Genomic DNA, 15,112 nt, shown 5'->3' on the forward strand with positions numbered 1-15,112 from the left:
TCGCACACCCGTCCCCCTCCCCGGCCGCTTCGCGCCCCCCTCCCCCCAAATGAAGGATTGGGGGAGAGGAACCGCCAATCGCGAAGGCGTATCAGGCCGCCTCGATAAAGCGGATGACGGTCTCGCCATAGTTGCGCTCGTCCAGCACGGAAAAGCCGGGGCCCGGCTCAAACGGCGCCACTGCCGCCTCTTCGACCACGCACAGCGCGCCAGGGCGGAGCCAGCCGCCGGCTTTCGCCGACTGCAGGGCGCGCTCGCCAAGACCCTTGCCATAGGGCGGATCGGCGAAGACAAGGCCGAACGGCGCCAGCGTGCCGGCCTCGCCAAGGCCGGTGGCGTCGCGGCGGAAGATCTTGGTGCGGCCGGTCAGGCCAAAGGCCTCGACATTGTCGCGGATCAGGCCACGGCCTTCCGCCGATTCCTCGATGAAGACGCCGTAGGAGGCACCGCGCGACAGCGCCTCAAGCCCCAGCGCACCGGTGCCGGCGAACAGGTCGAGCACGCGCGCACCGTCCAACTGCGCGGCAAAGCGATGCGCCAGCACGTTGAAGACCGCCTCGCGGGTGCGATCGGTCGTCGGACGGATGGCGCTCGAACGGGGCGTCGCCAGCGGACGCCCGCGAAACTCACCACCGACGATTCTCATCTCGCTTTGGGGCCTCGGGGGCCATTGCGCGGACGCTCACCGCCGCCGGCCCCGCCCGGACGTTCGCCTCTCGGCTTGCCGAACGGCTTTGCATCGGCGGGCTTGCCATAAGACGGCTTGAACGACGCCTTGCGCGCCTTGGCTTCAGCCGCCTTGGCGGCATCGGCGTCGGCCCTGCCCTTGCCGATCGGCCGCGCGCCCGGTGCCATCCAGACGTTGGCCTTGCGCTGGCCTGGCGGCTCGATCGGCCGCTGCTCGCGCTCGGACTTCTTGCCACCGCCCCGAGGCTTGTCGCCGAAACCGCCGCGTGGCTTGTCACCGAAGCCACCACGAGGCTTGTCGCCAAAATTGCCGCGCGGCTTGTCGCCGAAGCTGCGTTCGGGACGCGGTCCGCGTTCGCCAAAACCCTTCTCCGCGCTTCTGTCGGGACTTGTCGACAGTTTGCCCAGAGCCTCGTCGCGGCTGCCTTCGCGGCGTTTGCGGTTCTTGATCAGACCGCCCTCCCCGATCGGGCGGCGCTCACCGTCACGGGTGAATTTCGGCCGCTCCGGCTCCGGCTCGCGAACTTCGGTGCGCCGCACCGGCTTGTTGGAAAACGGCTTGGTGACATCGGCGTCGAAATTGGCGCCGGATTCCTCGACCAGGCGCTCGCCGAGTTGGTCACGCAGCACACGCCCCTTGATCTCCAGCACATGGCCCTCGGCGAGGTCATCGAGCTGGAACGGCCCGTAGGAGATGCGGATCAGCCGCGTCACGTCGAGGCCGAGCGAGCCGAGAATGTTCCTGACTTCGCGGTTCTTGCCCTCGCGCAGACCGATCGTCAGCCAGGCATTGGTGCCTTGCTCACGGTCGAGCGTCGCTTCGATGGCACCATAGAACACGCCGTCGACGGCAATGCCTTCACGCAGGCCCGCAAGCGCGCTTTCCTCGACCTTGCCGTGGACGCGCACCCGGTAGCGGCGCAGCCAGCCGGTGGCCGGCAGTTCGAGCACGCGCGAGAGGCCGCCATCATTGGTGAGCAGCAGCAGGCCTTCGGTGTTGATGTCGAGCCGGCCGATGGTCATCAGCCGCGGCAATTCAGCCGGCAGCACGTCGAAGACGGTCTTGCGGCCCTCGGGATCGCGGTTGGTGGTGACGACGCCGGCCGGCTTATGGAACAGGAACAGCCGGGTGCGCTCGATCGGCGGGATTTCCATGCCGTCGAGATGGATGATGTCATCAGGCATGACGTTGAAGGCCGGTGAAGTCAGGGCGCGGCCATTGACCTTGACGCGGCCGGCGGCGATCAGCTCCTCGGCATCGCGGCGCGAGGCCAGGCCGGCGCGGGCCAACCGCTTGGCGATGCGCTCGCCTGCCTCTTCCGCGCCCTCGGCGGGACGCGGGCGTGGCTTGAAGCTGCCACCTGACGCGCCTTGCGGCCGATCGTTGAAATCCCGCTTCGGCCGCTCGCCGAAATCACGCTTGGGGCGGTCGGCGAAGTCACGCTTCGGGCGATCGCCGGCGTCGCGCGGCGCGCGGTCACTGAAATCACGCTTGGGACGGTCGAAACGCTTTTCGCCGCCCGCTGCCGCCGCAGCCGGGCGATCGCCACGGGGGGCATAAGGCTTGCGCGGCCCCTCGCGCTTTTCATAGGGCTTGCGCTCGCCTTCGGCGGCCACCGGGCGATCGCCGCGCGGTGCGTAGGGCTTGCGCGGCCCCTCGCGCTTCTCATATGGTTTGCGCTCACCCTCGGCGGCCACCGGGCGGTCGCCGCGCGGTGCGTAGGGCTTGCGTGGTCCTTCGCGCTTCTCATACGGTTTGCGCTCACCCTCGGCGGCCATCGGGCGGTCGCCGCGCGGTGCGTAGGGCTTGCGCGGCCCCTCGCGCTTCTCAAACGGTTTGCGCTCACCCTCGGCGGCCATCGGGCGGTCGCCGCGCGGTGCGTAGGGCTTGCGCGGCCCCTCGCGCTTCTCAAAAGGCTTCCCTTCGGGTCGCGGGCCTTTGCTGAAAGGCTTGTCGCCGCCCTTGAAATCGCGCTTCGGCCGATCGCCATCGGCGGCCATCGGCCGATCGCCACGCGGTGCGTAAGGCTTCTTGGCGCCAAAGGACGGCTTGCCGCCCTTGCCGGCGGCGCCATCACGGCTGCGCGGTCCCGCGGCTTTCGGCCCACTCTTGGCCGGACCCTTCCTGGGTCGGAATTTCTTGTCGTTGTCGTCCATGTGGCCTTTATCCGTTTGCGCTGCTACAGCGTGGCGCATCCTTTCGGGCGCGCAACGAACGCTGTAGCACTTTTGATGTGGCGCATGATCATTTTCGAAAACCGAGTCCCGATTTTCGAGGTCCTGCGCTCAATAACAGGATCACCGTCAGGTGGCGAGGAGATAATCGGAGTGAAAATCGCGTGAAGCGGCCCGATTTCATGGCGCTGGCGCTGAAGGAGGCCGAGGCTGCCGCCTTGCGAGGCGAAGTGCCGGTCGGCGCCGTCATCGCCAATGGCGCTGGTGTTGTCGCCAGCGCCGGCAACCGCACACGCGAACTTGCCGACCCGACCGCGCATGCCGAGATGCTGGTCATCCGCGAAGCTTGTCGCAAACTGTCGGCCGAACGGCTGACCGGCCACGATCTCTATGTGACGCTGGAACCTTGCGCCATGTGCGCCGGCGCCATTTCCTTCGCCCGGCTGCGCCGGCTTTATTTCGGTGCCGCCGACGACAAGGGCGGCGCGGTGGTCAATGGCGTGCGCTTCTTCGCATCGCCAACCTGCCACCACACGCCCGACATCTATCCAGGCATGGGCGAGACCGAGGCGGCCCTGTTGCTCAAAGGATTTTTCCTGGAACGGCGCGGTTGAACCGGGCGCCCTTCGGCAAGAAACAACAAAGAGGCGGTTTTTACAGGGACGGCATCCAGTCGAACCAGCCGCTGCCCTTCTTGCCTTCCGCCTCTTTCTTGAGGCGGCGTTCCTTCTTGTATTCGTCCTCGCCAAGCTCGTTCTGCGGCGCGGTGCCGGCCGCGACACGATACTGCACTGGAGGCTCGCTCAGATATTTGCGGGTGTTCGGATCGCCCTGCTTGCTGTCGGCAAGGCGGCGCTGGATCTCGGCGGCACGGCCCTTGTCGGAATCGGCCGGTGTCCATGCCGGCGGGTGGCTCGACCCTGACTCCGCCATCGCCCTCTTCACCGAGGCCGGGTCCGTCTGCACGTCGTCGACGATCTCAGACTGATAGGCCGGGTCGTTCTGATGGGCGGTGGCGTCGGCGCGCAAGCGGGCGCGGCGCTGCTCGGGCGATTCCGGCCATTCGGCGCTCGCCGTCTCGATGCTGTCCTGCGGGGCCGGCAGCGCTTCCTTCTGGCCTGGCGCCGGCTTCACAAGCGTCGGACGCGGCTTGTAGTCGATCTGTTCCTTGCGCTTCGGCGCAAATGAAAAGGCACCTGAAATATCGCCGGCCAGCTGTTCGCCGGCGGTCTTGTCGGTGCCGTAGGTCGGAGAGCCCATGCAGCCGGACAAAGCGAGGCCCGACGCGACAAGCGGCGCCAGCAGCGCCAAGCGCGCATTATATCTCTCGGTCATGCCAAAAAGTCCCACTCTAGACAGCCTCTCGATTGCCGCCGGCCTTGTGGCCGGTCCCCATCGTCCAAGCACTTGCGACGGAAATCCGGCGACAATTTGTCTTCCGGAGTTTCGCGTGTTTACCTCAACCACTCGTTAAGGGCAACGCGCGGGCGGTTTTCGCCCGCCCGGCGTGGCATTTGTGCACCGATCCGGCCGTCAAAGCCGGCCAAGCGCCTTCAATTCATGCAGCACCGCCGCATCCCTGGCCGAAACATCCGGGAATTCCGGATCCTGGCCGACATCGGCGGTGTAGCGCCAGGAGCGTGCACATTTTAACAGGCCACGATCCTCGGCCTTCTCGACCACCACGGCGACACCCTTGACGTCGTCGATCGCGAAGGCACCAGCCGGTGCCTCGCCATGAGCGATGACCAGATCGCTGGTGATCGCCATCTCGGCCATGTCGACATCTGAAATCGCCGCTTCGAGCGCTGCGTCGTTGATTGTGACGACCGGCACCGCTTCCAGCGACGATCCGATCACCTTCTGGGCGCGCGCGATCTCCAGCGCGCCGGTGACGACGCGCCGCACTTGCCGCACCTGGCGCCACTTTTCAGCCAGCGCCTCGTTCTTCCAGTCCGTCGGGATTTGCGGGAACTGGTCGAGATGCACCGAGACGGCGTCGGGATGACGGTCAAGCCAGGCTTCCTCCATGGTGAAAGGCAGCATCGGCGCCAGCCATTTCACCAGGCAATCGAAGAGATGGCGCACCACCTGCACCGAAGCCTTGCGCTTCAGGCTCGTCGGCGCGTCGCAGTAGAGCGCGTCCTTGCGGATGTCGAAATAGAACGCCGACAGCTCGACCACCATGAAATCGAGCAGCATGCGGGTGATGCGCTTGAATTCAAAGGCGTCGTAGCCCGAACGCACGATCTCATCGAGCTCGGCCAGCCGGTGCAGCATCAGCCGCTCCAGCTCCGGCATTTTCTCCATCGGCACCTCTTCGCCATCGTCATGGGCAAGCGTACCCAGCATCCAGCGGATGGTGTTGCGCAGTTTGCGGTAGGCGTCGATGTTGGTCTGCAGCACGTTCTTGCCGAGCCGCTGGTCCTCCCAGTAGTCGGTCGTCACCACCCACAGACGCAGGATATCGGCGCCCGACTGCTTGATGACGTCCTGCGGCACCACGGTGTTGCCCAGCGACTTTGACATCTTGCGGCCATCCTCGTCCATGGTGAAACCATGGGTGACGACGGTGTCGTAAGGCGCCCTGCCCCTGGTGCCGCAGCTCTCCAGCAGCGACGAATGGAACCAGCCGCGATGCTGGTCGGAGCCTTCGAGATAGACGTCGGCCGGCCATTTCAGGTCAGGACGATCCTCCAGCGTGAAGGCGTGCGTCGAGCCCGAATCGAACCAGACGTCGAGGATGTCCATCACCTGCTTCCACTTCGAGGCATCGTGATTGCCGAGGAAACGTTCCTTGGCGCCAGCCGCGAACCAGGCGTCGGCGCCTTCCTGCTCGAAGGCGTCCATGATGCGCTGGTTGACCGCTTCGTCCTTCAGCACATTGCCGTCGGCATCGGCGAAGACGGCGATCGGCACGCCCCAGGCGCGCTGGCGCGACAGCACCCAGTCCGGGCGCTCCTCGATCATGGCGCGGATGCGGTTCTGGCCGGCGGCGGGCACGAAACGGGTGTCGTCGATGGCCTTGAGCGCCCGGCTGCGCAACGTCGAGCCATCGCCGAGGTCCTTGTCCATGTAGACGAACCATTGCGGCGTGTTGCGGAAGATGATCGGTTTTTTAGACCGCCATGAATGCGGATAGGAGTGTTTCAGCCGGCCCCGCGCAAACAGCGCGTTGCGCTTGATCAGCTCGTCGATGACGGCCTGGTTGGCATTGCCCTTCTTGCCGTTGTCGTCGATGACACGCGCCGGCCCATCCTCGCGATCCGGGCCGAAACCCGGCGCATCCTTGGTGAAGAAGCCGCCATCGTCGACGGTGAACGGGATGGCGGGATCAATGCCGCGTGCGCGCAGATCCACCGCCGCATCCATCCAGGCGTCAAAGTCCTCGCGGCCGTGACCGGGCGCGGTGTGGACGAAGCCGGTGCCGGCATCGTCGGTGACGTGGTCGCCGGCGAGCATCGGAACGGCAAAGTCGTAGCCGCCGCAAAAACCCTTGAGCGGATGCGAAAGAGTAAGGCTTCCAAGCTCTTGCGCCGAAACGCTGCGGAAACGATTCAAGGTGACCTTGGCCTTGGCCGAGGCGTCTTCGGCCAGCGCGTCGGCAAAGATCAGTTTTTCACCCGGCTGCGGGCCGAATGCGTTCTTGGCTGCCGTGACCTCATAGAGGCCATAGTTGATGCGCGGCGAATAGTTGACGGCACGGTTGCCGGGGATCGTCCACGGCGTCGTCGTCCAGATGACGACATGAGCCTGCAGCAGATCGAGCGCGCTCTCGGTCAGCTTGGTCTCGCCATCGTCGATGGGGCGGACCAGGCTGGCGACCGGAAACTTCACCCAGATCGTGTCGCTCTCATAGTCGTGGTACTCGATCTCGGCCTCGGCCAGCGCCGTTCGCTCGACCACGCTCCACATCACCGGCTTGGAGCCGCGATAGAGCTGGCCCGACATGGCGAATTTCAAAAGCTCGCCGGCGATCCGCGACTCGGCATGGAAAGCCATCGTCGTATAGGGGTTCTTGAAGTCGCCGATGACGCCGAGGCGCTGGAACTCGGCCCCCTGCACAGTGATCCAACCCGCGGCGAACTCACGGCATTCCTTGCGGAATTCGTTGACCGGCACCTCGTCCTTGTTCTTGCCCTTGGCGCGGTACTGCTCCTCGATCTTCCACTCGATCGGCAGGCCGTGGCAGTCCCAGCCGGGCACATAGTTCGAGTCGTAGCCGCGCATCTGGAACGAGCGGGTGATGACATCCTTGAGGATCTTGTTCAGCGCGTGGCCGATATGGATGTTGCCGTTGGCGTAGGGCGGCCCGTCATGCAGCACGTATTTCGTGCGGCCGGCAGCGCTCTCGCGCAGCTTGCGGTAGAGATCCATGTCCTGCCAGCGCTTGACCAGCAGCGGCTCCTTCTCCGGCAAGCCGGCACGCATCGGGAAATCCGTCTGCGGCAAATAAAGCGTCTTGGAATAGTCGATCGTTCCAGTCGTATCGGTCATTGGTCTGCCATGTGCATTGCCCGGCGGCAAAAGAGCTCGGGCGTTGAACTATACTTTTGCGCATGTCGTTTTCCCAAAACCGGGGCCACTTTTGGGCGACATGCCTGATGATCTGGAAAAAGCGCGAGAGGCCGCGCGCAGAATTCCCGGCGGTTCCGGCGACCCTCAGGCCGCCCGGAACACCGGGCCGGTAATTCGTATCGTCAGCACGCGAAGGCGCGAAAAGCTCGTCATTGGTGGGCTTTTAGCGGAGATAGACGCAGGAATAAAGCGTCTCTCGTTCGATTCACTTAGAGACCGTTTCGAAAATCGCTCTGGCGAGTCATATGGTGGTGGTTTCGAGAACCGGAGCGCAGCGGACGTTTGGGTCCGAGAGCACCGGAAGCGCAGAAAACGCCATCAGATGGCCGCCAGAGTAGAGTTTCCAAACGGTTTCTTACATCGTGAAATCGAAGCGATAGGTAGTCGACACGCCAATCATGAACTGGTTGCGGTCGCCGCGCTCCTTGACCAGGCTGGAATCGGCCGCCGGTCCCATCAGGCGCGAATATTCGCCAAACAGGCTGGCGGTCATCGGCTCGGTCACCTTCCAGGTTATGGCGCCGCCGAGGCCGGTCGACTTCAGCCCGCTACCAGGATGGTATTCGCTCAGGCCCGAGGCCACGGCTTCCTGCGCGTTGACGCCATAATAGGCGTCGAAATAGTTGCCTGAGGCGAAGGAAACACGCGGTCCTCCCGAAATCCTGACGGTTGGCGTCACATCGTAGAAGGCGTCGGCGGCAATGTCGGCGACAAAGCCGTTGTGGGCGCGAATGCCGTGGCGCAGCTCGGCGCGGGCGCGCAGCCAGTCCGTCGGATAGAATTCGAAGAAGCCGCCGACTTCGCCGCCCCAGCGCACCGGATCGAGGCCCTTCAGCTCATCGGCGTTGTCATCGTCGCGGGAAAACAGGAACTTGCCGGTCAGGCCGGCGCGGACACCGCCATCGTCGACCAGCGCCAGCGAGATGTTGTCGTTGCGCGAGACAAAGCGGGCAGCAGGTCCGGCCTTGCCCAGCGAAATGATCGGCGAGGCGCTGAGCAGGTACTTTTTGCCGCCCTCGAAATTCGGCGCCACCATGCCGGTGGCGCCTACGGTCAGATACCAGTCGCCGGACAGCCAGCTGCCCTCGCCCGCATTGGCAGCGCCCGTCCCACCCAGCACCGCAGCGGCCAACACAAGAGAGATTCTTCCGACCGAACTCATGGCCACTCCACTAACACAACGCATATGATTGCCGATGACAGCTTTGACGGCCGTTTGGTAAAATTTGATTTAAACCCGAGACATATGCTCGCGCTTTGCCGCGATCCGGCTGCCGGTCATCGACTGGACGTTGGCCGGCGCCCGGATTACCTTCCATTCGCAGTATTCCGCAGCCCTCGATGGAGACCGCGACAATGACCCTGCATGGCGACGCCTTGAAAATCGCGATCGAACAGACACGGACAAAATGGGGATGGTTTGTCGCGCTCGGTGTGCTGCTGCTCATCTTCGGCGGCATTGCCTTCGCCAATCTGTTCGTCGCCACGGTGGCTTCCGTCTACGTCGTGGGATGGCTGATGCTGATGGCGGGTATCATCGAGATCGTGCACGCGTTCGGCGTCAAGACCTGGAGCCGCTTCTTCTACTGGCTGCTCAGCGGACTGCTGTACGCCGTTGCCGGCTTCTTCGCTTTCGGCAATCCGTTGCTTGCCTCGGCGGTGCTGACGTTCCTGCTGGCGATCGCGCTGGTCGCGTCAGGGGTGCTCAGGGCCTGGGTCGGCTACAGCCATCGGCCGGAACGCGGCTGGGGCTGGATCGTCGCCGCCGGTGTCATCAGCGCCCTTGCGGGTCTGATCATCGCGATGGGCTGGCCGGTCAACAGCCTGTGGGTGCTCGGACTGTTCCTGGCGATCGATCTGATCTTCCAGGGCTGGACCTTCGTCGCTGTCGGCCTGGCACTGAAGAAGTAGCCGGGATCACGCCTGGCTCAAAAAGCCATGGCCGCGTCGAGGTCGGAGAGAGGCTTGACGCCGGCAAGCAGCGCGCGTGCCTCGGCTTCATCGCGCTTCATCTGCGCGACCAGCGCGTCGAGCCCATCGAACTTCACCTCCGGGCGCAGGAAACCGAAGAAGGAAACCTGGCAAACCTCGCCGTAGAGGTCGCCGGAGAAGTCGAAAACAAAGGTTTCCAGCAGCGGCGCGCCATTGTCGTCGACGGTCGGGCGACGGCCGAAGCTGGCGACGCTGTCGTGAAGCGTGCCGTCGGCGCGGCGGAAGCGGACGGCATAGATGCCCTCCTTGAGTGCGGCTTCAGCCGACAGCCTCATATTCGCGGTTGGAAAGCCAAGGGTGCGGCCAAGCTGCTGTCCACCGACCACCTCGCTTTCGACGGTGAAGCGGTAGCCGAGCAGACCGGCGGCTTCAGCCACCTCGCCCTCGCCCAGCAATCCGCGGATGCGGCTGGACGACACCACCTCGGCGCCCTCGTCTCGGAAGGCGTCGACGAGCGTGACGCCGAAGCCGTGACGCTGGCCCGCCGCCATCAGGTAGGCCGGACCGCCTTGACGATCCTTGCCGAAATGGAAGTCGAACCCGGTCACGGCATGGGTAATGCCAAGGTTCCTCTCCAGCACATCCGTCACGAACGCTTCCGCCGACAGCGAGGCGAAGTCGCGCGTGAACGGCTGTTCGACCAGCGCGGCAAAGCCCAGCAGCGACAGGAGCCGCGCCTTCATCGGCGGCGGCGTCAGCACGAACAACGGGATATCAGGCCTGAAGATCTTGCGCGGATGCGGTTCGAATGTCAGCACCAGGGCCGGCACTCCACGCCGTCCGGCCTCGGCAGAGGCCCGCTCGAGCACCGCCTGATGGCCGCGATGGACACCATCGAAATTGCCGATCGCCACCACGCCGCCGCGCAGGTCGGCGGGAAGCGGCGCGGTTGCCAGGATGCGCTGGAAGGCTGCCATCGTCACCTACCGAAGTCTGGGAATAACGGCCACCGGACCATAGCCATGCTTTTCCAGGAACGCCGCCAATTTTGCCGGGTCCGGGTACAGGGCATCGCCATAGTCGCGGGCATGGATGCCGCCGGAGACATAAAGAACATCGAAGCCATTGTCGGCGGCGCCCTTCACATCGGTCATCATGCCGTCGCCGATGGCCAGCACCTGGCCGCGCTCGACCGGCTGGCCAAGAATCTCGGCGACCTCCTTCATCGCGAGATTGTAGATCGGCGCGTAAGGTTTTCCAGCGATCAATGTGCGGCCGCCGAGCTGGGCGTAGTCACGCGCCAGCGCGCCGGCACACCATATGATGCGTTCGCCACGCTCGACCACGATGTCGGGATTTGCGCAGATGAAAGGCAGGTTCCGGGCGCGCAGCCGCCGCAGGAGCTCCGTGTAATCCTCGGGCTGCTCGACTTCGTCGTCGAACAGGCCGGTGCAGACGACGCCGGACGCCTCGAACTCCTCGACAAGCTCGACATCGAGACCTTCATAGAGGGTGAAGTCGCGGTCGGCGCCGATATGGAAAATCTTGCGCGGCCCTTCGGCGATCAGATCCCGCGTCACGTCGCCTGAGGTAACCACCCGGTCGTAGGCTGACGGTGGAACACCGATCGCGTTCATCTGCGCCACGACATCGGCACTTCTGCGCGGCGAATTGGTGATCAGGACGACGGGGATTTTCGCCTCTCGAGCCCTTGCCAATGCCGAGGCCGCCGCCGGGAAATGCGTTTCACCATTGTGCACCACGCCCCAGACGTCGCACAGGATTGCCGAATAGGCCTTCGACACGTCTTCGAGCGAGCTGATGATTTCAGGCGAATCCGCCATGCCGTTTCCTTCAGTCATGATCGTTGCGATCGCCGCGACCGACGGTTCGCCGCAGCCGGTTCGGATTAGCCGAACCGCCCCGGCCTGTCATCAGCTTTCGCCAGGCACGATTGGTTAGCGGTTGGTGAAGCGCTGCCCCGGCAATCGAGCGATTCTCCAAACGCGACCTTCAGCGTTTTGTGGAAAGCTGGCATCGATCGAGAATCCGCCGGCGGGGGCCGCTGCAACACATGCATGGACTTTGGCGTCAGTTCTGCCGCGACCAACGCGGCAACTATGCTCTTATGACCGTCGTCGCGATGGTTCCGCTCATGGGCGCCCTGGCGATAGCCGTCGACTTCACCGAGATGAGCCGCGAAAAACAGGCGGTTTCGAATGCGCTCGATGCCGCAAACTTCGCCACGGCGCGCCGGCTGACGGAAGGTGCTACCGACGACCAGTTGAGAGCCTATGCGCTCGATTTCTTCAATGCCAACCTCAACAAGATCAACCCCGCCAACACGACGCTCAGCGTCACCTTGCCAAGCAACACCGCCGGCGGGGGCTTGCTCAAGATGAGCGCGCGGCTTGACTACAAGCCCTATTTCTATCCGGTCTTCGGCCAACTCGTCGGCAAATCCGAAACCGACGCCAACCAGAAGATCAGCTTCAACGTCACCTCGGAAGTGCGGCTGAAGAACACTCTTGAAGTCGCCCTGGTGCTCGACAATTCCGGGTCGATGACCAAGACCGGAACGGGCTCGGGGCAAACGCGGATCGACCTTCTCAAGACCGCGGCCAAACAGCTGGTCGACACGCTGGCCCATCAGGCGGCGATGATCAAGCAGGTCGACAGGCCGGTGCAGTTCGGCCTCGTGCCGTTTGCCGCCTCGGTCAATGTCGGACCCGGCAACGGTAACGCGTCCTGGATGGACACCGAAGGACTGTCGCCGGTATCGAACGAGAATTTCGACTGGTCGACGCTGAACGCGGTCGACAAATACGCCCAGCAGACCAACGGTATCTGGTACAAGCGCGGCACCGGATGGGGTACCGGCGAAGGCCAGATGCTGACCCGGTTTTCGCTCTACCGGGACATGAAGGTCGTCACCAACCATGAGCGTGTCACCAACAGCAAGCGCGTGGTTTGCGACGAATACAACTCGAACAACACCTGCAAACGAAGCCATGACGAATACGACTACATCGATTCCTATGGTCCGTTCGCCAGTTGGCAGGGCTGCGTCGAGGCCAGACCCTATCCCTACAATGTCAACGACGCGGCGCCGTCCGGCGGGTCGGCGAACACCGGCATAGGGGTTGGCGATCCGGCGACGATGTTCGTGCCGATGTTCGCCCCCGACGAACCCGGCAATCATTGGAGGCTCACCCAAGATCCCGATGAGGCCACGCCGACGACCTACGGCGCCGTGAACAGCTGGTGGAATGACGGCGCGACAAGCAGCACCGGCCAATCCCGGTTACGCAACATGGCCAAATATTTCCAGCCGCGGCCGATCAATGCGCCGGCGCTGGCCGCCGGCAACGGGCCGAACTACAGCTGCTCCACCAACCCGATCACGCCGCTGACCGATGTCAGCGTTGCCACTGGGCTCACTGCGATCAAGGCCGCGATCGACCTGATGAAGCCCGATGGCGGCACCAATGTTCCCGAAGGCATGGCCTGGGGATGGCGCGTGGTTTCGAGCGGCGAGCCCTTCACGCAAGGACGCCCGGAAACCGAGAGGGGCAACGACAAGGTCGTGATCGTGCTGACCGACGGCGCCAACACCTACTACACGCCTTCCTCGCTCGGCTATTCCGACCCCGCCGATTCGAAGTCGACCTACGCGTCCTTCGGCTATCTCAAACCCGGCTACAACGGCACGTCGGTGGGCCGCCTGTTCATGGGCACATCGAGCACCATTGGCCAATTCGATTATTCGAACGGCAATTACACCAACGCGCTCAACGAGCAGATGGCGACGCTTTGCAACAACGCCAAGGCGGCCAACATCATGGTGATGACGGTAGCGCTCGATCTGTCGACGACTAAAATCGCCGACCAGCAGGCGATCGAGGCGCTGAAATCCTGCTCGTCGAACTCGCGCTTCCGCAAGGATCCGACGGACGCGAGCAAGCCGGCAAAACTGTTCTGGAACGCCACCGGCGCCAGCTTGTCGAACGATTTCAAGGAAATCGGCAACGAATTGTCGAACCTGCGCGTCGTCGGCTGATCCGTAGACATCGGCGGCTAGCTGGAACAACGGCTGGCGCCGCCATGCACTTGCGCGCGCCTGCCGGGACAGGCACATGTTGGCCGCCTGCCGGATCGCGCGTCCATTCGCGGCGCGCTGGGGAAGAACAGATGCCCGAAACAGCCAATCATCTCGCCTTCGCGCTGGTCTGCCTCGGCATGGTGCTGACGCCTGGCCCCAACATGATCTATTTGATCTCGCGTTCCCTGTCGCAGGGGCCGAAGGCGGGGCTCATCTCGCTTGGCGGCGTGGCACTCGGCTTTGTCTTCTATGTGCTGGCGGCGGCATTCGGCATCACCGCGCTGCTGCTCGCCGTGCCCTACGCCTATGACGCGCTGCGCTTTGCCGGCGTGCTCTATCTCCTGTGGCTGGCCTGGCAGGCGGTGAAGCCGGGCGGACGCTCGCCGTTCGAAGTGCGGGAATTGCCGATGGACAGGCCGCGCAAGCTTTTCGCCATGGGCCTGATGACCAATCTGCTCAATCCGAAGGTGGCCGTGCTCTATCTGTCGCTGTTGCCGCAGTTCATCAGCCCCGGCAAAGGCCACGTCCTGTCGCAGCTTCTGGTGCTCGGCGCGACGCAGATCTCGATCAGTCTCAGCGTCAATGCCGTCATCGCTGTGACGGCCGGCTCGATCGCCACCTTTCTCGCCGGACGGCCTTTGTGGCTGGTCATCCAGCGCTGGATGATGGGCACCGTGCTGGCGGCACTTGCGCTGAAGATGGCGACAGAGGCGCAGCGCTGAGAGTCCTGACCTACATCGGCCGCCTTGTCTGCTGCGCCCGCTCGGGCTCGACCACCCTGCGGTAGAGATGCCAGGTGGCATGGCCGAGCACCGGCATGACGACGGCGAGCCCGGCAAACAGCGGGATCGAACCGATCACCAGAAGCACGGCGACCAGCAAGCCCCACAGCGCCATCTGCAGCGGGTTGGCCATTACCGCCCGGGCCGAGGTCTCGATCGCCGAAACGGCGCCGACGTCACGGTCGAGCAGCAGCGGGAAGGCAACCACGGTGGTGGCCAGCACGATTACGGCAAAGACAAAGCCCGCGGCATTGCCGGCAAGGATCAGCGTCCAGCCCTTGCTGGTGGTCAGCACGTCGCGGATGAAGCCACCGATCGAGGCCGGCGGCTGGTCGCCGAACAGGCCAGTGTAGATCGATTGCGCGGTGTAGAGCCACAACAGGAACAGCGCCACCAGCATGATGCCGATGACGGCGATCGACGGAACCGCGGACGAGCGCCGCACATCAAACGCGTGCCGCCAGGAGGTGTTCATGCCGAGTTCGCGCCGGCGGCTGATCTCGTAAAGGCCGAGCGCCGCAAAGGGCCCGACCAGCGCGAAACCCGACATCAGGGGATAGATGAGCTGGATGGCATTGGCCCCGGACGTCCACTGCGTCAGGATCAGGCCGACGATGGGATAGATCAAGCACAGGAACACATAGTGCGAAGGTTTTGCCCAGAAATCCTCGACGCCGAGGCGTAGCGCATCCCAAAGGTCCGACGTGGTGATGCGGCGCACCGTTGGCTGCACATGCATTCCACGTGCGTCCGCCATGACATGAAAGCCGGCCATAACCTTCCTCCCGTGTGTCGGGGCGGTCACCGCCAGGATGGCCGCCAGAGCTGCCACTTCAAGAACGAGAGGCACGATAGC

The 15,112-nt window shown here is 64.1% G+C and carries 12 protein-coding genes; 4 read left to right on the plus strand and 8 right to left on the minus strand.

Translation table 11 applies throughout. The features are described 5' to 3' along the window. Nucleotides 1-91: 91 nt before the first annotated feature. A complete protein-coding gene (gene rsmD / locus EOA13_RS01240) occupies nucleotides 92-646 on the minus strand; it encodes a 16S rRNA (guanine(966)-N(2))-methyltransferase RsmD (RefSeq protein WP_127266868.1) in 555 nt (184 codons plus the stop codon). Further along, nucleotides 643-2,844: a pseudouridine synthase gene (locus EOA13_RS01245; RefSeq protein WP_127289014.1), complete on the minus strand. Its 2,202-nt coding sequence runs from the start codon at nucleotides 2,842-2,844 to the stop codon at nucleotides 643-645. The genes rsmD and EOA13_RS01245 overlap by 4 nt, the downstream gene beginning before the upstream one ends. Before the next feature lie 182 nt (nucleotides 2,845-3,026). Between EOA13_RS01245 and EOA13_RS01250 the strand changes: the two genes are divergently transcribed. Continuing rightward, the gene (locus EOA13_RS01250) at nucleotides 3,027-3,476 is read left to right on the plus strand and encodes a nucleoside deaminase (RefSeq protein WP_127289016.1); all 450 of its coding nucleotides are present in this window, start codon (nucleotides 3,027-3,029) and stop codon (nucleotides 3,474-3,476) included. A 40-nt stretch (nucleotides 3,477-3,516) separates the two neighbouring features. On the opposite strand, the gene EOA13_RS01255 is transcribed toward EOA13_RS01250, so the two are convergent. The 3 genes from EOA13_RS01255 to EOA13_RS01265 form a co-directional block, all read right to left on the minus strand. Continuing rightward, nucleotides 3,517-4,197, minus strand: a complete 681-nt coding sequence (locus tag EOA13_RS01255; RefSeq protein WP_023813543.1) for a hypothetical protein — start codon at nucleotides 4,195-4,197, stop codon at nucleotides 3,517-3,519. A 198-nt stretch (nucleotides 4,198-4,395) separates the two neighbouring features. Beyond that, nucleotides 4,396-7,359 carry an isoleucine--tRNA ligase gene (ileS, locus tag EOA13_RS01260; protein ID WP_127289018.1) on the minus strand — a complete coding sequence of 988 codons (2,964 nt, stop codon included), beginning with the start codon at nucleotides 7,357-7,359 and terminating at the stop codon, nucleotides 4,396-4,398. A 436-nt stretch (nucleotides 7,360-7,795) separates the two neighbouring features. After that, nucleotides 7,796-8,602 carry a MipA/OmpV family protein gene (locus tag EOA13_RS01265; RefSeq protein WP_127289020.1) on the minus strand — a complete coding sequence of 269 codons (807 nt, stop codon included), beginning with the start codon at nucleotides 8,600-8,602 and terminating at the stop codon, nucleotides 7,796-7,798. A 194-nt stretch (nucleotides 8,603-8,796) separates the two neighbouring features. Between EOA13_RS01265 and EOA13_RS01270 the strand changes: the two genes are divergently transcribed. Beyond that, nucleotides 8,797-9,351: an HdeD family acid-resistance protein gene (locus EOA13_RS01270; protein WP_127289022.1), complete on the plus strand. Its 555-nt coding sequence runs from the start codon at nucleotides 8,797-8,799 to the stop codon at nucleotides 9,349-9,351. Between the two features lie 17 nt (nucleotides 9,352-9,368). On the opposite strand, the gene EOA13_RS01275 is transcribed toward EOA13_RS01270, so the two are convergent. Continuing rightward, nucleotides 9,369-10,349, minus strand: coding sequence for a bifunctional riboflavin kinase/FAD synthetase (locus EOA13_RS01275; RefSeq protein ID WP_127289024.1), 981 nt, complete (start codon nucleotides 10,347-10,349; stop codon nucleotides 9,369-9,371). 6 nt (nucleotides 10,350-10,355) lie between these two features. Beyond that, nucleotides 10,356-11,216, minus strand: coding sequence for a TIGR01459 family HAD-type hydrolase (locus tag EOA13_RS01280; protein WP_164779934.1), 861 nt, complete (start codon nucleotides 11,214-11,216; stop codon nucleotides 10,356-10,358). 230 nt (nucleotides 11,217-11,446) lie between these two features. Between EOA13_RS01280 and EOA13_RS01285 the strand changes: the two genes are divergently transcribed. Continuing rightward, nucleotides 11,447-13,432, plus strand: coding sequence for a TadE/TadG family type IV pilus assembly protein (locus tag EOA13_RS01285; protein WP_206535254.1), 1,986 nt, complete (start codon nucleotides 11,447-11,449; stop codon nucleotides 13,430-13,432). 131 nt (nucleotides 13,433-13,563) lie between these two features. Next, the gene (locus EOA13_RS01290) at nucleotides 13,564-14,196 is read left to right on the plus strand and encodes a LysE family translocator (protein ID WP_127289028.1); all 633 of its coding nucleotides are present in this window, start codon (nucleotides 13,564-13,566) and stop codon (nucleotides 14,194-14,196) included. Nucleotides 14,197-14,206: 10 nt separating this feature from the next. On the opposite strand, the gene EOA13_RS01295 is transcribed toward EOA13_RS01290, so the two are convergent. Continuing rightward, complete coding sequence (locus EOA13_RS01295) at nucleotides 14,207-15,031, minus strand: DUF2189 domain-containing protein (protein ID WP_127289030.1); 825 nt, start codon at nucleotides 15,029-15,031, stop codon at nucleotides 14,207-14,209. Between the last annotated feature and the right edge of the window lie 81 nt (nucleotides 15,032-15,112).

This window comes from Mesorhizobium sp. M7A.F.Ca.US.011.01.1.1, assembly GCF_003998295.1.
Classification (GTDB): domain Bacteria; phylum Pseudomonadota; class Alphaproteobacteria; order Rhizobiales; family Rhizobiaceae; genus Mesorhizobium.